14 protein-coding genes and 1 pseudogene are annotated in these 20,778 nt (G+C 34.6%); 3 read left to right on the forward strand and 12 right to left on the reverse strand.

Features of this window, described 5'->3' with window-relative positions; all coding sequences use genetic code 11:
- Positions 1–143: 143 nt before the first annotated feature.
- The 3 genes from NEH75_RS04280 to NEH75_RS04290 all read right to left on the reverse strand — a co-directional run bounded on the left by NEH75_RS04280 (position 144) and on the right by NEH75_RS04290 (position 5,927).
- On the reverse strand, positions 144–2,465 hold the full coding sequence (locus NEH75_RS04280) for a glucosaminidase domain-containing protein (protein WP_262940837.1): 2,322 nt from the start codon (positions 2,463–2,465) through the stop codon (positions 144–146).
- A gap of 322 nt (positions 2,466–2,787) precedes the next feature.
- Positions 2,788–4,773, reverse strand: a complete 1,986-nt coding sequence (locus tag NEH75_RS04285) for an LTA synthase family protein (protein ID WP_262948570.1) — start codon at positions 4,771–4,773, stop codon at positions 2,788–2,790.
- Positions 4,774–5,420: 647 nt separating this feature from the next.
- Entirely contained in the window at positions 5,421–5,927 is a 507-nt protein-coding gene (locus tag NEH75_RS04290; RefSeq protein ID WP_068759043.1) for a hypothetical protein, read from the reverse strand.
- A 204-nt stretch (positions 5,928–6,131) separates the two neighbouring features.
- Here NEH75_RS04290 and NEH75_RS04295 point away from each other — a divergent pair, with 204 nt between their 5' ends.
- A complete protein-coding gene (locus NEH75_RS04295) occupies positions 6,132–6,530 on the forward strand; it encodes a DUF2500 domain-containing protein (protein WP_055305237.1) in 399 nt (132 codons plus the stop codon).
- A gap of 40 nt (positions 6,531–6,570) precedes the next feature.
- Here the strand turns inward: NEH75_RS04295 and NEH75_RS04300 are convergent, their stop codons facing one another.
- The 7 genes from NEH75_RS04300 to NEH75_RS04330 all read right to left on the reverse strand — a co-directional run bounded on the left by NEH75_RS04300 (position 6,571) and on the right by NEH75_RS04330 (position 15,054).
- Positions 6,571–6,969, reverse strand: coding sequence for a hypothetical protein (locus tag NEH75_RS04300; protein ID WP_262948571.1), 399 nt, complete (start codon positions 6,967–6,969; stop codon positions 6,571–6,573).
- 210 nt (positions 6,970–7,179) lie between these two features.
- On the reverse strand, positions 7,180–9,780 hold the full coding sequence (locus NEH75_RS04305) for a cation-translocating P-type ATPase (RefSeq protein WP_262940840.1): 2,601 nt from the start codon (positions 9,778–9,780) through the stop codon (positions 7,180–7,182).
- On the reverse strand, positions 9,780–10,379 hold the full coding sequence (locus tag NEH75_RS04310) for a DedA family protein (RefSeq protein WP_262940841.1): 600 nt from the start codon (positions 10,377–10,379) through the stop codon (positions 9,780–9,782). Before NEH75_RS04310 ends, NEH75_RS04305 begins: the two co-directional genes overlap by 1 nt.
- A gap of 511 nt (positions 10,380–10,890) precedes the next feature.
- A complete protein-coding gene (locus NEH75_RS04315) occupies positions 10,891–11,898 on the reverse strand; it encodes an LCP family protein (RefSeq protein ID WP_262940842.1) in 1,008 nt (335 codons plus the stop codon).
- An 84-nt stretch (positions 11,899–11,982) separates the two neighbouring features.
- Positions 11,983–12,780 (reverse strand): tetratricopeptide repeat protein, encoded by a 798-nt coding sequence (locus NEH75_RS04320; protein WP_262940844.1) that lies wholly within the window; start codon positions 12,778–12,780, stop codon positions 11,983–11,985.
- A gap of 321 nt (positions 12,781–13,101) precedes the next feature.
- Positions 13,102–14,337, reverse strand: a complete 1,236-nt coding sequence (locus tag NEH75_RS04325) for a GGDEF domain-containing protein (protein WP_262948572.1) — start codon at positions 14,335–14,337, stop codon at positions 13,102–13,104.
- A gap of 243 nt (positions 14,338–14,580) precedes the next feature.
- On the reverse strand, positions 14,581–15,054 hold the full coding sequence (locus NEH75_RS04330) for a THADA/TRM732 family protein (RefSeq protein WP_262948573.1): 474 nt from the start codon (positions 15,052–15,054) through the stop codon (positions 14,581–14,583).
- Between the two features lie 275 nt (positions 15,055–15,329).
- Here NEH75_RS04330 and NEH75_RS04335 point away from each other — a divergent pair, with 275 nt between their 5' ends.
- Entirely contained in the window at positions 15,330–16,238 is a 909-nt protein-coding gene (locus NEH75_RS04335; RefSeq protein WP_262940846.1) for an SDR family oxidoreductase, read from the forward strand.
- Between the two features lie 126 nt (positions 16,239–16,364).
- Here NEH75_RS04335 and NEH75_RS04340 read toward each other — a convergent pair whose 3' ends face one another.
- Positions 16,365–18,131 carry a LysM peptidoglycan-binding domain-containing protein gene (locus NEH75_RS04340; protein WP_237252741.1) on the reverse strand — a complete coding sequence of 589 codons (1,767 nt, stop codon included), beginning with the start codon at positions 18,129–18,131 and terminating at the stop codon, positions 16,365–16,367.
- A 417-nt stretch (positions 18,132–18,548) separates the two neighbouring features.
- Here NEH75_RS04340 and NEH75_RS04350 point away from each other — a divergent pair.
- Positions 18,549–19,918, forward strand: a pseudogene (locus tag NEH75_RS04350) (IS110 family transposase).
- 256 nt (positions 19,919–20,174) lie between these two features.
- Here the strand turns inward: NEH75_RS04350 and NEH75_RS04355 are convergent.
- Positions 20,175–20,636: a GNAT family N-acetyltransferase gene (locus NEH75_RS04355; protein ID WP_055244030.1), complete on the reverse strand. Its 462-nt coding sequence runs from the start codon at positions 20,634–20,636 to the stop codon at positions 20,175–20,177.
- Positions 20,637–20,778 lie beyond the last annotated feature (142 nt).

Genomic DNA, 20,778 nt, shown 5'->3' on the forward strand with positions numbered 1-20,778 from the left:
ATGCGCTTATTATATAAAAAAATATGAAAAGTATTAATAAATTGATTTTAGCTTATTAATACTTTTCAATCATCATCTTTTAGCATATTAGAGGATGATGATAAATTTACTTTACCATCATCCTCTTTTCTATTAATTAAATTTTAAATTACTGCTCCATCTGCACCAATTTTATAGCCATTAATGACTGTATTAGTAGCCATTAATCCAGAAGAATAGAAGTAATATTTCTTACCATTGATAGTTTGCCAGCCAGTCTGCATGATACCTTCATTGTTTGTGTAATACCATCCATCTGGTCGCTCAACCCAACCTTTTACCATACTTCCACTTTCGTAGAAGAAATACCACTCACTACCTTGTTGTAGCCATCCACTATGCATTTTACCAGTTGACGTCAAATAATATGTTTTTCCTGATATATTAATCCAGCCAGTCTGCATGATACCTTCATTGTTTGTGTAATACCATCCATCTGGTCGCTCAACCCAACCTTTTACCATACTTCCACTTTCATAGAAATAATACCATTTATTATTTAATTGTAACCATCCAGTTTGCATGATACCTTCAGCATTTAAATAATATTTCTTATTATCTAATTGCAGCCAACCGGTTTGCATGATACCTTCATGGTTCAAGTAATACCACTTATTACCTAATTTTATCCATCCAGTTTGCATTTGTCCTGATGAATTGAAGTAATACTTTTTATTATCTAAGGTTAACCAACCAGTTACTTTTGTTCCATTCTGATAATAATATTTGTATCCTTGATCAATAATCCAACCATTTAGTGATTTACTAGTATAGTTAATACTTTCTTTAGAAATATAACCTTTCGAATTATCCCAATTATAAGTTGCGCTATAAGATGGGTTGTCATTTACAATTGGTGTATCTGTTTGCACCTTGTAAAATCCACCTTCTTCTCCTACAATTAAAAATGGATAATCAGCAATTTTCAGATTACTTTTCTTATTTTTAGTTTGATATAACACTTTAGATGACGTGTTGTTTGAAGAATATACATTGACTACTTTATTAGCAGTTTTAACTCCAATAATATATGAGTTATAATCTTTCATTCCGTTTGCTTGATCTAGGCGATAATACCATCCAGCAATCTTTTCTCCCCAAAATGGATCAGATGCATACTTAACGTTCATCCCGCTACCTTTATTTCCAACATGAGCTCCAAAATAACGCCAGTCATCAATAGGATCTGTATACCCCCATGAAATATAACGCTGTGCATGTGTGTAAATACAGTCTTCTACTGAGTTAAAATGATTTGCATCTTGACCTGGATTTGAATCTGTTGCATTAATTCCGAATAAATTATTTTTATTCATTGCAATGCTACTTTTTCCCCATCCACTTTCATGAATCCCCATCACATACTGAAGTGTTCCATTAACTCCATATTTATTTCGAACTGCATTAAAATATTGTCCGGTATTAACTAATTTACCTCCAGATCCACCATTATTGTTTGTATAATTATCGAGTGTTTGGGCATTATAATTAGAGCTAGAGCGTAATGAAAGATACTGATAATAATTATAAAATGGACTATTCTCATTAATAGCACCATTACCATTCACTCGGATATTTTGCCAACTATTATAGAAATATATTCCATCATAACTATAATATTTATAACCTTGTTGCATCCATTCAGGTGCTAAACCAACAATAATCTTTGAATAATTTCTATCTATTGTTACATTTTTTGTAATGTAATGAACTAACGTTCCACCTTCATTTGCATAATATGACGGTGATTGAACTGTCCCCGTTGAAGCTAAACTAATTGCTTTTTCCTTTTCATTTAATGTTTGATCAGCATAATTTAGATAAGGTACATCTAATACTTCAGCTTCTTCTAATCCTAAAGATGCAGTTCTTACTGGATTAGCAGGAATATATTCTGCTATGATGCGAACATTTCCTTGTCGTTCTTCTTTAAGAACTTTTCCTTCATAACCTGAAATATAAATATAATAATAATCGGCATCTTCTCCTAAATATAGTGCGTCGTTAACATAGCAAGAGTTAATATACGTTGCATGTTCACTCTTCCCTCTATTTGGATAAAGATTATGGTTGTAGCCACATGTTGTAGTTCCCTCTACTTTAAATTGTACAAGTCCTGATCCTGCACTTCGACTTTCAGTATCTTCTGAAACTAAATTGATTGACTGTGCAGCAATAGACTCAGTTTCTTCTTGTTCTATCTCTAAGTCAATCTCATCATTTATTGATACATCATCAATATCAATAGCTTCTTGAGAAGGTAATTCCTCCTCATTACTTTCTTCTTCAATAAAGGTACTATTAGATTCATTATTTTCCACTGTATTGAACGAATCTTCACTCTCTTCAGTACTTTCATTCAATCCCCCATCACTAATCTCTGTTAAAGTAGAGCTACTTGAATCTATTATTGAGGCATTTGCCACAATAACTAAGTCCTGTAAATGAGATATTAATATGCACATACATATTAAAGCATTTATCACTCTCAAATATTTAGGGTGCTTTTTCACTTTCATCTCTCCCTTATATAGATATACCTTTTTTTATTATAAAGTATATTGTTTATATTTGTCATTAAAAGTCTTAAAAAACATTAATCCTATAAGTGGAATGATTATATAAAAAGGGCTGAATGTTAAAAACACATTACAGCCCTTTAATTATTTAATATTGTATCTCTATACTATCCATTTAAATTATTTTAATAATTTTCTTTTTATCAAATACGACGCTAATCCCTTAAATCTAATTTAATTGCGATATTGTTATCTGAATCCCTTGTCCAATTGCTTGATTTACACCGCTATGTTGTTTGATTTCAATGGTTTGATATGTTTGGCTTGGTGCCACTACTTGCAATAGTTGTGGTGAGACAAAGGTTGTACTCAAAGCCTCTCCATCTAAATAAACACGACTTTCTGAAGAGAAGTCATTACCGTGAATTGATAACACATTGCCAGTTTGCTCTACTGATTCAATGCTAAGCTCTCCTAATCCAAAGAAGAGATTTGAACTAGATGGAAGCAATTGGTTTTCATAAAAGCGGCCTTCACCGTATAGTAAATCTTTTTGCACGGTATCTAGGATGTTTTGGTAATCATCAGAATCTGCATAGATGTCATGAATCTTGTGCATCGCGCCTGAATCAATTCCTAATAAATTAAGGGCATATGCTCCTAATTGATAAGAGGTCATGTTTTCATAAGGTAGAACAGGCTCTAACGCTGCATTACTATAAATTAAATAGGGTGTTTGATATAAATCCACATCATATGTACTTTCATCAGTAACAGCTGACAAGTTTGGTAAATGATCTGAGAAGAAGACAAGTAGTGTTGGTTCTTCTGAGTTATTTACATAATTTACGATACGGTTAATTTGTTCATCTAGGCTATGCATACGGTTAACATAGTCCTGTAATGGTAGACGATATTCTTCACTTAAGTCACCACTTACGATAATTTCCGCATCATTTCCATCAGTAAGACTATACGGTTGATGCGTTCCAGCTGTTACGGTATAAATGAAATCTGCTTCCTCACTTTGTTCTAACACTTGAATGACATAATCAAATAATAGTCCATCATCTGTTTTATCAATTTGATGAACGCCATGATCACCTGCCATATATTCAAGTGGAACATACACATCAAAACCTAAGTTTCGAATCGCTAAATGACGGTTATAAAAATTCCCTTCATAGTTATGTAAAAATGTCGTTTGATAATCTTTAGCGTTGAAAATTGTCGCTAGCGATTGAACAGGTGTTGTACAAAGTAGTTGATCGTATGGAATTTCTCCTGGTTTTAAAGCGGACATGGAAATCGATGTTAACACTTCAAACTCGGTCATGACTGTTCCCGCTCCAAATGTCGGAACTGTGATATAGCCATTGGGTGAATATTCCGTCAATGCACGGAACGTCGCAATCGGATCTTCACTATACTCAGCCCCTTGAATTAATAACGGATCCATAAACGACTCTAACTGAACGACAATTAAATTGTACGGAGAATCAGAGTCGATAGTTGAATGCATCTGTGCTGCTACTGGTAAAGACATTGCGTTCATAATCTCATCTATATTTTCATCATAAACTAGTTGATTTGACCCTAAATAAGGATAAATCGAATTTAAGATTGAATATGAAAATCCATACGTTTGATAACTTTTCATATAGTTTGACTTAATCGGCGCCATCCAATCATTTTGCTCGACTGTGTACAGTCCTAATGTAGTACATGAAAAAATAACTCCACACAGAACGTAGTCTATCTTTTTGACAGGAGACTTAATCTTCCATAAGAAGCCGATGACAATCATTAATATAACAAGTAGGCTTATAAAAGTAATCATCGTAGCCGGTGTAAAATATAAATCGACTAACTTGACTGCCTCTTTAATAAGAAAGACGTCTGAAAACATCAGTGGCGTTCCACGGAAATGAGCCACAATAGCGTTTGCTAGTGATAAAAAACTCCACAAAAATGTAATTAAAGAAAACATAAAAACTTTTTGTTTAACTAATAAAACAAGGCTCATACTGGCCAGTACGATACCAAAATTAACTACAAAATAAAAGGTACTTTCGTGTATAAATTGCAAAACATTAGGCAATGATCCTAATTGAACCCATTGCATGATAAAGGTTAATACAAAGGAATAGATAATCCAAACACTATAATACCAATTAGTTCGTAGCAACCGCTTCGTTCTCTCCTGATTAAGCATTTGAATCCCTCCCTATATTAAAACTCAATCTGCATATAAACTAAAATGTTTTTGGCATTGTTAGAATCAGTCTTAGTTATAAAAATACTTTAGTACTAAGACAACCTATAGTCCCCCTGCCATTTCCAATCGAAATGTATCCTCCTCTGTCAGGGCTTTAATTTTTACCATGTAAAAACTTATCTGGGCTCATATATTACTTTAATGATAGTGATTTTTAATACGTATTTCTACTCTATTTTTATCATGAAAAATGAAGCTAAACAATGAGAAATAAATGGGAGTCCATATGTCCCAACCGAATTTTCACTTCTTATTTTATTCGTGGAATAAAATAGATAGACTTAAGTTTAACCCCTTTTCCTTAAAAAATTCTTAAATTAAACTTCCCCAATAACTTTATATCGATTGTACACTTAAAAAGTTTTACTACTAACTATCTCATCAAACTTTATTACTAATAGTGAATAAATTTTAAACCGCATTCGATTCATGTTGTTTTCACTGTTTTGCTCTCTAAAAAAAGCAACACAAAATTAATGACCACCTTAAACAATCTACGCTGATTCGCTTACTATAAGGAACCCCGTACTGTTTAAAATATGAGTCATTAATTAAAGTGCTGCTAGCATTTCTATTAAAAGAAATTATTCTCCACTCATCAACAATTGGATGATCATTGCAATTAACAAAAGGCTCGTCGTACCAATTCCAGTGAGTGTATATTTTTGTTCAAGTGGTATGACGCGTTTGGGCTTTTTAGGTTTTTTCTTTTTCTTTGGTTTAAGTTCAATCTCTAATTCTTCTTCATTTTCCTCTTCTTCTTGTTGATGCTTTTGTTCATAAAAGTATAAAGCTAACTCCATGGCTAAATGATATCTTTTACGCGAGAAATTCTTTTTCAAATCAGTCAGTAAATTAGGATACATATCTTCGCTCCAGTGAGCTGGTGTGTAATCTAACATTTCATCATTATGTTTTTGAAAAACGAGGGAATCCGTTAAAGCTAAATGGTAACAATCATTTAAAAAGTCTTTATCATCTTCGTATATGTTTAAGTTTTCAGTTAATAACTCACGAGCCTTAAAAATATCTCGCTTTTTCAAACTGAGTGATAAGGTTTCAAACCGAGCTTCTTTTTCCTCAGATGTCATCACAACTCCTCCTTTTTGCAAATAAATCCTTATCACATTATATTCAACAAAATCTCGACAATATGACAAAAACAACTCCTCTGTTAGATATTATCTGTGAGCAAAACGACAGCAACCTCACCTTTCACTATAATCAAATAAAAACTATAGTATTTATTAACGATGATATATTATACTAGTAATATAAGGATAAGGAGGGGTTATATGGGTTATTACAATGGATTTGATGGATTCTCATTAATGAGTAGTCTATTTCCAATTTTCTTTATTACAATCTTTTGTATTATTATTGGAATGATTATTTACAGCATTGTTCAATACGCACAGGATAAAAATAAACCGATTCAAACCGAACGAGTGAAGGTTGTGGCAAAACGAACCAACGTTAATCACCATCATCATAACCATGATGGGCACATTCATCATTCAACATCAACCACTTATTATGTGACGTTTGAGTTTATTACTGGACAACGTATGGAACTAAAAGTTCCAAGAAATAAGTTCGGATATATTGTTGAAGGGGATGAAGGATTATTACAATTCCAAGGTCGACTATTTGTTTCTTTTGAGGTGGCTGAACCTTTGTCCTTAGATAAATAAATTCAAAAAGCAAGTTATCATTAGGACAACTTGCTTTTGGTTATTTTAATAAAAAAATAGTCATTATGAAATCAACTGTGACAGAAACAAAAAATAACATCGGAATAAAACATAAGGTCCTTAGCTTTGACTTTAAAAGATTAGGTGTAATTGAATATCTAGTCATTTGAAGTAAAAATTCAATAGCAATTAAGGTTTGAAAAAATAATAGTGATTGCTTCATCAACACTGTGCCACCTAAATGAAGAACGACCATCTTAACAATTTGAATCGATACGACTGAAATAATGCCTAAAAAAATCTTCCCAACATCGTACGTCCAATCCCGATCCCTTATCATTAAACGATAGAAAAATGTACAAATATAAGATGCTGTTAACAGTACAGGCACATATAAAAACGTGTGATATCCTATTGCAATCATTTCTAACAATTCCATAATCATCTTTTCCCTTTCCATCAAGTAAACATATATTGAATCATTTATAAATATGCTCTAGAAACTCTTATATTCAAAACTTAAAAAGGAAGTAGTCTAGCTGATTACTTCCTTTTTTGTTGATGAACGGTTTTGTCATACTTGCCTATCACGCTACTAATAGTATATGCGTGGCTGTCTTTTATCATTCATCTTTCACTTTGTAAATAATCATTCTTTATTAGTTTTCATCCATCGATTCATTTGGATAATCAGCGTTGGGATGAATCCTAATAGATAGATAATTCCTAATTGATTCAATGTAATGTCTGTCACCATGAAGAGTGAGTTTAACTGTGGTAACAGTAAAATTGAGTTTAATAAGATAAATCCAATAACAAAAGCCCCAATACTGTACATATTTGAGAATAATCCAACATTAAAGATAAATTCTTTACTACGACAGTTGAATCCATGGAATAGGCGAGATAAACAAAGCGTCGCAAACGCTAAAGTCGCTGCTAATCCATGACTTTCTTCAAGTCCAATAAAGTATGCAATCATCGTCACAATTGCAATTAGTACCCCTTCTGTTGCAATTCTTTTCATTGTTATTGTATCTAAAATCGATTCACGAGCATCACGCGGTTTTTCCTGTAATAAGTTTCGTGTTGATTTTTCCATCCCGATTGCAATCGCTGGTAAACTATCGGTCACTAAATTGATGAATAGTAAGTGCACGGAATAAAACGGCACAGGTAACATAAAAATCGAAGCAAAGAGCACACATAAAATTCCTGAAAAATTTCCTGATAATAAATAGGTGATCGTATTTTTAATATTCGCATAGACATTACGTCCGGTCATGACAGCCTTCACAATTGTGGCGAAGTTATCATCCGTTAAAATCATCGAAGCTGCATCTTTTGAAACTTCCGTTCCCGTAATTCCCATCGCAATTCCGATATCCGCACTTTTTAAAGCTGGCGCATCGTTTACGCCATCTCCTGTCATTGCAACGATATGACCTAAGTCTTGCCACGCTTTAACAATACGAATTTTATGGGCTGGTGCGACACGCGCATAGACCGAAATATGAGGTAATTTTTGTTTTAACTCGACATCTGATAATTGATCCAGTTCATTTCCATCTAAGACGAAATCGCCATCTTCATAAATCCCAATTTGCGCTGCGATACTTTTGGCTGTTACTTTATGATCTCCTGTAATCATGATTGGCTTGATTCCAGCCTGTTTACAATCTGCGACTGCCTCTTTGCTCTCAATTCGAGGTGGATCCATCAATGAGATGAGTCCTAATAATACTAAGTCATGCTCGTCGTTCATCTCCAACTCGTCTTTATCGACTTTCTTATAGGCGAAGCCTAAGACGCGCAACCCTTGCTTTGCAAACTGTTGGTTGATTTCTTGATAGACTTGTTGGTCAGTACTTGAAAGTGGACGAATGCCATCAACAGTAAAGACTTGATGACAACGCGCCAACAATTCATCAGGAGCCCCTTTGATGAGCATAGTAGATTGACCGTCAATCATTTGGAGCGTACTCATTAACTTGCGCTGTGAATCGAAAGGTAACTCACTTAAACGGTTATATTTGTTACGAAGATCCATCTCATCTATTTGATATTTTTCTAATAAATCAACGAGTGCTAACTCGGTTGGATCTCCAATACGCTGCTGGGTGGTCGTTGTTGAATCATTACATAATCCACAAGCAAGCATCAGTAATCGATCCGGATCCTGATTAGGATGAAGTTGATCCCAATGAATTAATTCATCACTAATATATAGTTGCTGGGCCACCATTTTGTTTTGTGTTAATGTTCCCGTTTTATCAGAACAAATAATCGATACACATCCTAAACTTTCGACACTATTTAAATTTTTAATAATAGCATTTTCTTTCGCCATCTTTTGTGTTCCGATAGCTAAGACGATGGTCACAATAGACGCTAAAGCTTCTGGAATCGCTGCAACCGCTAATGCCACTGCAAACATCATCGCATCAATCGTTGATGCGCCTTGAATCATATTTAAAATAAAGACAATAATACAAACCCCAATAATCACAAATGATAAACGACGACTAAATGCATCTAAATTTCGTTGCAGCGGTGTTTTACGGGCTTCTGTTTCATTCATTAACTTTGCAATTTTCCCAATCTCAGTTTCCATCCCAATATTGGTGACCACAGCGACTCCACGTCCATAAGTGACTAATCCACTTGAAAAGACCATATTCGTTTGATCCCCAAGGGCACAATTCTCAGTTACAATCGGATCGGTTCCTTTATCGACACTCACCGCTTCCCCGGTTAACGCACTTTCATTTACTTGTAAGCTATACGCTTCTAATAGTCGTGCATCTGCGCTCACAATATCTCCCGCTTCAAGTAAAATAATATCCCCAATGGTCAGCTCAGTCGATAGAATCTCTTGTTTCTCCCCCTGACGAATAACTTTCGCATGTGGGGTTGATAGTGCCTTTAAGCTTTGTAGTGATTTTTTTGCTTTAACGGTTTGTACCGTCCCTAAAATCGCATTTAACGTAATCACCGCTAAAATAACGAGTGCACTTTCAACATTATCACTAAGCATAGAGATAATGGCCGCTGCAATTAAAATGAACACGAGTAAATCTTTAAACTGATCAATGAAAATTTGAAAGATGGTAGCCTCTTTTTCCTCAAGTAAGGCATTTAATCCATACTGCTCTTGACGCTTGCTCACCTCTTCTGGTGTTAATCCTTGTTCTGAGGTTTTTAATTCTTTTAATACTTCATCATGAGACGATTGATAAAAATGAGCCATTAAAGTTTCCCCACTTTCCTTTGACGTAATTTTTTAAGCACGACGAAAGCAATCACAACGACCGCTCCTCCTAAAATAAACCACTTTCCTTGGTCATAATACCCCATCACATCAGTCCAACGCTCTGCTAACCAGTAACCAAGTGCAATTAAAATACTATTCCATACTAAAATTCCAAGACTTGAAGCAAGTAAAAAGGTGCTCAAGTTTTGTTTCGTAATTCCTGCCATAAACGAAATATACGTGCGAAATAGCGGAATGACACGTCCAATTCCAACTGAAATCGTCGCATATTGTCTATAAAAGCGTCTAGTTGATTCAATCCCTTTTCTCGACTTAGGATAATAATCCATGATTTTATCGAGAACTGCATTTCCACCGCTATATCCGATACTGTAGCAAATCATCGAACCTAAAAGTCCTGCAACCACACTAATAATAATCACAAGGACAAGGGGCCTTCCACTTGAAACGGCCATGGCACCTGAAAGTGGTAACACGACTTCGCTTGGTAGTGGCAAACAGGCATACTCAAGTGCAATAAACAAAAACATTGCAATCAGTCCATACTGAGTAATGAAATCAATTATCCATTCCATCGTTTCACTCCTTTTGATTATGTTTGTTCAAGCTCGTTACGATAACTTAATCTTTCGTCTCATCCGTCTAATGGCTCATATCCTTTTAATCATATGAAAAAAAGGAGCAGTCAAGCACACTAAGATACAAAAAAAGACTTAAGTTATCCCAACTAAAAGCGTTGTTATAACATAAGTCTCGTCGAGAATCCTAAACTATCCTTCACAAATAAAGTCGCTTACCTTTTAAGTGAAAAATTTAGATTCTTAGTGACACCAGAATGAGTCTCTATTATCCTAGTCATTAAGGATAGTTATTGGCAATAAGATGCCGCATAAAACAGAAAACTCCTTCGCGGTTGTTGATGTTCACCACACTTGTATCAGTGTTGACTACTCCCTTATTGTTACTAATAATATAGCAGGTCTATTCCTAATTGTTAACCCTAAACTTTGTATAAAATTCATGTAACCTCAGAATAAAAACTAAAAAAACTCCTTTAACTCAAAACAGTAAGAAGAGTTTTTTACTTTATTTTTCAAAATATCCGAATTTTTCATAAATTTTTGCTTCGGTATCTTTTACAGTTTGTGAAGGTTCATAGTTATCATCACCATAAATATTTTGATGCAAGTCTTTCACCATGTCTTGATAACTATTCATGACATAAAGTGGACTATACCCATTATAACTTACGGTATGATTAATGTCTTCATATCCTCCACGTGGTACTTGGTACGTTTGAATATTTCCTAAATCCACCTTCAACGCCTGCATTCCTAACGATAAAATTTCGTCTTTTGTAAGATTCGTTTCAACATAAGGTAAACAATCATTCAGTAATGATAATAACTCTGTATAACCTAGTGTTGTTAGCTTAGAAAACATTGCCTTCATCACCGTTGTTTGACGATCCATGCGAACATAATCACTATCGGCATAACGAACTCGCATGTAACCTAAGGCTTGTTCACCACTTAGATGTTGATAGCCACTTTTAGAGACATTTGAAATATAAGGAACTTCATATTCCTTAATCTCCAATTCAATCCCTCCCATGGCATCAATGACATGCTGGACTCCTTCAAAGTTAATAGCAACATAACGTGTTAAATCTAAATCAAAATTATAATTAATCGTTTGCATCGCTAGTGTCGCTCCACCATAAGCATAGGCATGATTTAATTTTTCAAAGTCTTGTTTCACACCTGGAATATAAATTAATGTATCACGTTGAATAGACGTAATTTTTGCGACATTATTTTTAGCATCTAGTGATAAAACTTTCATAGCATCACTACGCCCATCGGTTTGATCGCCATTTTTATCGACTCCAAAAATCGCAATATTGACAACTTGCGACTCTTCTTCCTTTGCGATGACTTCTTCACTAATTTCTGCCTCTTCTTTTTCTAACTTTTCTGTTGTTGTCATTTTCCCTAACGTTGAGTCAATTACATAATTAGCGAAGATAAATCCTCCACCAACTAAAACGACAATAGTCCCTAAAACAATCCATAAAATCTTAAATCGCTTCATCCGATTCCCTCCGTTTATAAAACTAATAAAAATTATACCATATTTATCCGAAAAAGGATGTTATCTCTACAAATTTCTCCCCTATTATCGCTTAAAGATTTTATTGAAAATCCCTTGAATGTTTTCGATTCCCGACTGAATCGATAAGGTGATTTTATCTTTAAATTCTATCCATTTGTTTTCTTTTTGTCCTTCTGTTATTGCAACATGAACGGCATCTTTTAAATCAACAAAGGCTTCATGATTCGGTGATAGTTCCAATCCTTTTTCAATAGTTGTCAATGATTGTTTATAATCGCCTTCTTCGTAATACGTCACTGCTTCCACTAGAATCTCTTGTATCCACCAACGCTTCGCAGAATCAGCTAATTGTTGTGCTTTCTCATAGTTAGGATCTGACTCAATCACTTGTTGATAATGGTAATAGGCTTGCTCCCATTCCTTATTAATGGCAAAGGATTCAGCTTTCTCAAAGACTTTTCTGGATTGATTTAACTGTTCAATTTGTTGCTGGAAACTTTGAATATTAGAGGATTTATTCGCAAAGGATTCAATTCGTTGAGCGATTCCTATCGCCTCATAATAGCTCATATCCTCGGCTTTAAATTTTTCAAATGTTTCTAATGCCTCCTGTGTTAAAAACGCATCAAATGCCTCTCCTTGTTTTGCATACAAGTCATAGCGAATCTCCTCAAATCCAAATAAGTCATTTTCTTGATAATAGGTAATAGCTTGATTAAATACTTTTTTTAATTGATAGTTAAAAGCAAACACCCCAGCGATAAACATCACTATTAGGGCTAAGACACCTATCATCAACTGTTTTTTATATAATTGAAACCATTGCTTCAACCATTCAAATCGTTCCTTCATTTTCATCACTGAAGCTCCCTCCCCCTTATCATCATCTCTTTTACTCACTAAGAGTAAATTGAAATATGAGATGATTGATCATTTTGTATCTAGATAAGTGGCGCTAAGTTTTTCATCACTGAAAACTTTTAGCGCCACTATAGTTAGTCTTGGTATTAAAAAGGCGAATGATATTTCGCTATGTATCTAGTGTATCATAATCAGTCAAATTTTGTTGAATAAGATATTTCCAATTAAAAAGTCATTAGCCTAAACTAGTGACTTATGTTTTATATAGCACTTTCCTTTTCTATAGGTAAATCTAAAAAAGTCATATCAACTGATATGACTTTACATCGTACAACTTCCTGTTCCGCGTTGTTTAGATATTTGTAATTTTTTAGTCGCTAATTTAATTTGTTCATCAATATCTAATGTATTAGTTAAATATCCTTTACTAACTCCGATACAGCATGTTATCGGTCTTTTTGCAGAAATTTTTTCATTATTGCTGATCTCATTAATCAAAGAGGTAATAAGCTGCAATAACTCTTCCTCATTAGGTTTTTTTATCACAACAATGAAATGTTGACCATAATGACGTGAAATATAAGCATTTGGAAAATAGATTTTTAGCAAATTAGAAATTTCTATCAAGACTTTATTACCTGCTAAATATCCAAATGATTCATTATAAGAACCTAAATCATTAACATCTATTAACAAGAAATAATAAAGTTCATTCTGACCTAATTCTATTTCTAATTCTAATGTTTCATACAAGGCTTCTTTCGTTAATGTCTTTGTTAATGGATCGAATATAGTACTATCTTTAGCTTTTTGTTTTAAAGATTTTAAGTAACTATTATATCTGTACGCACTATAAGTTACCCCCATCCCAGCTAGTGCGGTAAGGACATAACCACCTAACTTTAGCAGCATAGATGTTATATTATTGTTAGATAGATAATGGCTATCACTGCTATTTTGAATCATATTCATGATAGAATTAATTATTGTAATTTCTTGAGTTACCGGTTGTTGTAAATCCGCTGTGTATTGATAAACCGTCTCATAATCACCTAATTCTATTAAGTGGAGTAATACATTATCGATAATCAGTCTTTTACGTTCAACCGGATCGTTAGTCAGTTGTAAGTCAGACAATAATCGTCGATACTCCTTTATATAATCTATCCCTTGATCCCCTCTATCATACGCTAAGTCTAATTTCATTTTATCTATCAATAAACTTGTTAATTCTGGTACATTAGTTTGTGTTTTTAATTCCTGTAATTTTCTTATATACATCTCACACTCTTCATATCGCCCATCCGAATGAAGAAAAAAGGCTTGATTAAAATCAATAAATATTGAAAGTTGATGCTTTTGTTCAATCGATAAATTAGAAGTTGCTTCTTCTAATGATTTCAATTCTTCCTGTACAGACTCGTAACCATACAAATAATAATGATTGTGAAGCCATAGTGAAACATAAATTAAATCAGGATCATCTGAAGACAATTCAAAATAACGATTGATTACCTCTATTGATTCTTGATAGCGCTGATTTGAATAGTATGACAAACTCAGCCGACCCAAAATTTTAATTTCTAAATCTACATATCCCTTTTCAACACTCATATCTAGTGCCCTTATAAATTCATTTAAGGCCAAATCAAAAAAACCATTTAGTTCATAAACTGAGGCTAATTGTTTTCTTAATTGAATCTTCTTATAATAATCATTAGTTAATTCAACTGCCTCACCTAATAAATAAATTGGAAAGCTAGTATGATTTGTATAGTTTAGTAATGTTTCAGAAAAAAGCTAATAAAAAGAAGCTGTTAGTTCAGCATCTCGTAATTGATAGGCCACATTATTTGCCTCATTAAAATAAAAATATCCTTTTTCGATATCTCCCATCGCTATATAATTAACCGCTAATGTTTCATAAACCTTGAGATCAATCATTTTATTTGTCTCCTGACTAGGACTAATCACATTTAATAAATAATTATTTGAGACCTCATATCTTTCTTCTAACGAGGCAATTTTCCCAAGAGAAAGATAAATTTTTTCAAATGATTGGCGATGTTTCAGTTCAGTTAACTCCTGATTAATATCATCTTTATACTGCTTTAATTGTTCCTGTGTTAATTCTCGTACATCCCCATCGTACATTAACTGTATAAATTCATCACTTGCCGTTGTTTTCAAAACCGTTTTCAACTTTGGTGTAAGTAAAATTCCGAATAAAAGGATAATACCTATTGCCCCTATCAATATGGCCTTTACCTTCATCCTCTTTCCCTCCTATAGAAATATAAATAAATCTATTACATGATCTACATGAAAACTAAAGTCTTAAATAATTCTCAACATAAGCTATCAGTAGTAAAAGGTTTACAATCAAACAATACCCATTATATTTTTACATAATATAACATTTTAGTGCAACTTAACTATCATATCATGTCATTTTCTGAACATCAATCTCATCTACTTGAAATCTTTCATATTTATCAAACTAAACAAATATACTTATATTATTACAAGTCTTGTGAAGGTGGTGTTTTATGTATCCAGTCTATAAGTACATAGGAAAACGTGAAGAATGTGAAGAAGTCAATTTAACCTTCCCTGCTCAACACCAAGATCAACAGCCAGGATTCGAATACTTAATGCAGCCACGCCCTATCTCAGAAAATCCATATGCAACATCAAGTCAGAAGTTAAAAGATAAGGTTGCGATTATTACAGGTGGTGATTCTGGAATTGGTCGGGCTGTTGCCTATCTTTTTGCTCGTGAAGGAGCAGATATTGTCATTGCCTATCTTGATGAACATATTGATGCGAAAGAAACACAACAACATATATTAGAGCTCGGGCGAGATTGTATCCTTGTTCCAGGCGACTTAAGCAAAAAAGAAATGGCAAGTGAAGTCGTGCGTCGAGCACTTAATCGCTTTGGACAAATCGATATTCTTGTGAATAACCACGCCGTTCAATTCATAACAGATAGTATTTTAAATATTAGCGAAGAGCAACTGGATCGAACTTTTAAAACAAATATCTACTCTTTCTTTTATATGACACAAGCGGCACTTCCTTATTTAAAGCGGGGAAGCACTATCATTAACACCACGTCAGTAACAGCTTACGAGGGAAATAAGCATTTAATTGATTATAGTGCAACCAAAGGCGCTATCCTTACTTTCACTCGCTCACTCTCTCAATCTCTCATTGAAAAAGGCATTCGTGTAAATGGGGTGGCACCGGGTCCAATTTGGACACCCCTTCAACCAGCCTCATGGCCAGCAGAAGCACTCGAAACATTCGGAACAAAAACATCTAAAGTTCCGATGAACAGAGCCGGACAACCTTTTGAAGTGGCACCAGCCTTTCTCTTTTTAGCTAGTGATGATTCAAGTTACATGACCGGACAAATTCTTCATCCAAACGGTGGAACCATTACAAGTACTTAAAAAAACGGTTAGTCATCATTTGATGGCTAACCGTTTTTTCAAATTCACACTCACTTTACTAAGAGGGGAGAGGAATCGTAATAATAAATTGAAATTGGAATGTATCTGAATCATATTTCCACATCGTCATTCCATCATAGAATCGGATACCTCATCTAACAAACTCAAGCGCAAAACCTCTCCCGTATAAATCAGATTGGGATTATTAATTTCATTTAAGTTCACTAATTCATTCACTGTTGTTCCATATCGAGCTGCAATTTCTGATAATGTATCTCCACTTTGTACCGTATAAGTTGCCACTGATGCACTACTTGATCCGCTCACATTCCCTCGAATTCTCAACACTTCTCCTGGATAAATCAGGTTCGGATTACTAATCTCATTTAAGTTCACTAATTCATTCACTGTTGTTCCATATCGAGCTGCAATTTCTGATAATGTATCTCCACTTTGTACCTTATATATTGTTAGTGAAGAACTACTTGATCCAATCATTCTTCCTCGAATTCTCAACACTTCTCCTGGATAAATCAAATCCAGATTACTAATTCCATTTAAGCTGACTAATCTATTCACTGTTGTTCCATATCGAGCTGCAATTTCTGATAATGTATCTCCACTTTGTACCGTATAAGTTGCCACTGATCCGCTTACATTCCCTCGAATTCTCAACACTTCTCCCGGATAAATTAAATTTGGATTACTAATTCCATTTAAGCTCATCAACTCATTTACCGTTGTTCCATATCGAGCTGCAATTTCTGATAATGTATCTCCGCTCTGTACCTTATATATTGTTAGTGAAGAACTACTTGATTCACTCACTCTTCCTGGGATTCTCAACACTTCTCCCGGATAAATTAAATTGGGATTACTAATTCCATTTAAGCTCATCAACTCATTTACCGTTGTTCCATATCGAGCCGCAATTTCTGATAATGTATCTCCACTCTGTACCTTATATATTGTTAGTGAAGAACTACTTGATTCACTCACTCTTCCTGGGATTCTCAACACTTCTCCCGGATAAATTAAATTTGGATTACTAATTCCATTTAAGCTTATCAACTCATTTACCGTTGTTCCATATCGAGCCGCAATTTCTGATAATGTATCTCCGCTCTGTACCGTATAAGTTGTCACCAAAGTTGAAGATTCACTTGGATTAGATGGCTTTTGTTCTTCAGGTACACTTGAAACAGGTGTCGAAACATCAGATAAGAAAATTCCATCCGTAAAATAATCTAAATCAACTGAGCTTCCATCAATTCCAGAAATAATTCCGGTATCACTATACTGAAATCCAACCCAGTCTAACCATGTACCATTTGCTTGTGGACTCTCTACTCCATATTCTGCCACCCAAAGTGGATATTGAGCAATTGTCTCATCCCAAATGTTTATCGCATTTGATGTATCACTATAAACGACGACTTCTTTTCCACTTAATGACTCTACGGTCTGTAAAAAAGCTAATCCTATCTCATTGATTTGATTTCGCGATAAATTACCAAAATACTCAAAATCCATGGCTAATCGACAATCAATCGTTTTTCCTTCAAGATTCGATACAAAAAAGGCCGCCTCCGATTGTGCTTCCTCTACCGTTGTCGCTGTCACATAATGATAAACCCCAACCTTTAATCCAGCATCCGTCGCCTTCTTATAATTCGTCTCGAAATACGGATCTACAGAGTAACCTTCACTCGACTTAATATAAACAACCTCAATCCCAGACTGACTCACAGCTTCAAAATTAATATTGCCCTGCCACTGGCTCACATCAATTCCATCATATAACAACTCGCTACTTGGCCCAAAAGCTAAACCTGTCTTTCCAATAAAGAGACATGTGATGACCCCCCCCATCACAACAAAACCTTTCTTCATAAATAGCCCTCCTCGTATAATAAGTTTAAGCCCTTCATTTAGGGCATGAATTGTTCTTTGAAAACTGAATGAGTTTTCTTTACCTAAATGATTCATTTAGTGATCTCTTTTTGTCTCAGATACCCTCGGACGTTCCATCATATAGGTAATGGAATTGGATCCATCAGGAATATACTTTTTCCTCCTGTAGTTCGACTACATTTGAAGACTGTGACCCAGACCCAAACTGTTCGACAGACGCACAAGCTGTATCGACTCTTTCTATGTTCCTCTTCTTAACAGGGTTGAGGGCAGCACTCATAGCTAAAGTCTTTAGAATACTTATACGCGAGGTTGTCGCCACGTTTGGGACCCTAGGGATGTCCAGCCGTATCCGAGTTTATTCCAAATTCATTCAAAAGAAAGGAGGTCCCTTCCATGAAATTATTTGTCGGTATTGATGTTAGCTCTGAAAAACTTGATGTTTGTTTTCTTGATAGTTCAGACACGACGTTAAAAGAAGTTACCCTTCCTAATAACATTAACGGTGCCTCTTCTATCAAAGAAGATGTTCTCCAGTTTCACCAATCATTTAACTATGAAAAAATCGTGATTGGAATGGAGTCTATATATAAACAGATAAATATTCTACATCTCAAGTAGCAAATAAAAAAATACTGATATGTTTTACCTATCAAGGCAGCCTATAGTCCAGTTAAAAATTTTCTCTGAAGAAAATTTATCTGGACTTATATACTTCGATTTACAGTTTTCATCCTGCAACTTTTTTATCTGAAGATCTTGAACTAAAATCCTTAGGTCTCGTTGAAGTCGTTATCCAAAACCCTAAGTCCATTCATCGTTATAAAGGGCTTTTTGAAGAAGATAAAAACGATCGAATTGATGCCTTTCGTATTGCCGACTTCTTACGTATTGAACGATTTAATAAGACAGTTTTAAAAGAGGAACGCTATGTCGCTCTTCAACGTCTGACTCGTTCGAGATATCAAATGGTTCATCAACTCACCGAATGTAAACAGCACTTTCTTGAGAACCTTTACTACAAGTGTAATAGCCTCTCTAAAGAGCTCGATACCTCTGTTTTTGGTGCGACCATGCTCGATCTTCTTTCTGATGCACTAACCCTCGATGAAATGGCCGAAATGGAGTTAGAAGATTTAGCTAACCTTCTACAAGAAAAAGGTCGAGGTCGTTTTAGTGATCCACAGAAATTAGCTAAAACCATTAAAAAAGCTATTCGTGATTCTTATCGATTGGGTAAAGTCGTTCAAGAATCAGTAGACATGGTTTTAGCGACTTATGCACGATTAATCCAAACGTTGAAAAAACAGATTAAAGATTTAGAAAAAAGCATTGTGGCGCTCTTTGAAATTGTAACAGAAGCCCAATGTTTAAAAAGTATTCCAGGTATCGGTATTGTTTATGCCGCCGGTATTGTCGCTGAAATCGGTCAAATTGAACGTTTTGAAAATGAAGCCCAATTAGCCAAATATTGCGGTCTCTACTGGAAAAAAAATCAGTCTGGAAACTTTGAATCGGAACGTACACCACTGACACGAACAGGCAACCAATATCTTCGGTATTATATGGTTGAAGCTGCCAACTCTATCAGACGACACGAAGATACTTACCGCTTGTATTACCAGAAAAAATACGATGAAGTTCCGAAATTTAAACACAAACGAGCCCTCGTCCTAACCGCTAGAAAATTAGTGCGTTTGGTGGATACGCTGTTACGTAACCACCAACTCTACACGCCGGAAAGGAGCGTATCACTCAAAAGCTAACTGATTGCTTTTGAATCCTTTCTGTCTGGCGCTAGGCTAAATTTTTAAAAAATTAGCCGAGGGTCTAGTTCAGTGCGCCCAACTTTTAAAAATCTTTATCTATTTTTTTCAATCATATACTTGACTTAATACCACAAGTCTTGTCCATTCATTCTCTATAGCCTATGAAGAAACATCAAAAAAAATACCCTCTACCAATCAGTAGATGATCCTCTCTATTAAAACTTCACCATAAAAAAACTACCCAAACGGGTAGCTAAATCGCACTTTTTAATGTTTGCTGAGTTACCAATAACTGTTCTTTTTCAAAAAACTTTAATCGTTCCTCATCATTAATTAACTCATTTAATTGAATATATGAAAGAAAATTCTTTTTACCATAACGACGAATCTCCTTAAATAACTCATGACCATACTTCTGTAAGCAAAGTGATGAGTCAATCATAAAATCACAAAGATATAAGTATCGATACCGAACACTTCCATTAACCGTATGACCTTCTTTCTTCTCTAGAAGGGCCATTCCTACAACTTCATCCTTAATCTCTAAAACCAAATAATCCTTGTCAACATTCAAAATATTCTCACAAATCCATTCCTCATCAACACTACGCCCCTGAAAATTTGTTGGCTGTAATGTATGACGATGACAATTTAATTCAAAATGAAGCTGATGTAAGGCCTGAACATCTTCTACTGTTGCGATGCGTACTTTCATTGAAATTCCTCCCCCTATATTTAAAAAGGCATTAACACCTTATGAGAAAAAAATCTATGAAAGAACTTATTTGACAAAGAAAGTTAAAATTGGATAACTATGGATGAGAGAGATGTTTTCGTTGAGAATATCATTTCTCATA

It is taken from the genome of Turicibacter sp. T129, from assembly GCF_025594975.1.
GTDB classification, from domain to species: domain Bacteria; phylum Bacillota_I; class Bacilli_A; order MOL361; family Turicibacteraceae; genus Turicibacter; species Turicibacter bilis.

Excerpts from the sequence above, each read along its gene's own strand:
- NEH75_RS04285 (WP_262948570.1), bottom strand. The coding sequence starts at position 4,773 with ATGCTTAATCAGGAGAGAACGAAGCGGTTGCTACGAACTAATTGGTAT.
- NEH75_RS04290 (WP_068759043.1), bottom strand. The coding sequence starts at position 5,927 with ATGACATCTGAGGAAAAAGAAGCTCGGTTTGAAACCTTATCACTCAGT.
- NEH75_RS04295 (WP_055305237.1), top strand. The coding sequence starts at position 6,132 with ATGGGTTATTACAATGGATTTGATGGATTCTCATTAATGAGTAGTCTA.
- NEH75_RS04300 (WP_262948571.1), bottom strand. The coding sequence starts at position 6,969 with ATGGAATTGTTAGAAATGATTGCAATAGGATATCACACGTTTTTATAT.
- NEH75_RS04305 (WP_262940840.1), bottom strand. The coding sequence starts at position 9,780 with ATGGCTCATTTTTATCAATCGTCTCATGATGAAGTATTAAAAGAATTA.
- NEH75_RS04310 (WP_262940841.1), bottom strand. The coding sequence starts at position 10,379 with ATGGAATGGATAATTGATTTCATTACTCAGTATGGACTGATTGCAATG.
- NEH75_RS04315 (WP_262940842.1), bottom strand. The coding sequence starts at position 11,898 with ATGAAGCGATTTAAGATTTTATGGATTGTTTTAGGGACTATTGTCGTT.
- NEH75_RS04330 (WP_262948573.1), bottom strand. The coding sequence starts at position 15,054 with ATGAAGGTAAAGGCCATATTGATAGGGGCAATAGGTATTATCCTTTTA.
- NEH75_RS04335 (WP_262940846.1), top strand. The coding sequence starts at position 15,330 with ATGTATCCAGTCTATAAGTACATAGGAAAACGTGAAGAATGTGAAGAA.
- NEH75_RS04340 (WP_237252741.1), bottom strand. The coding sequence starts at position 18,131 with ATGAAGAAAGGTTTTGTTGTGATGGGGGGGGTCATCACATGTCTCTTT.
- NEH75_RS04355 (WP_055244030.1), bottom strand. The coding sequence starts at position 20,636 with ATGAAAGTACGCATCGCAACAGTAGAAGATGTTCAGGCCTTACATCAG.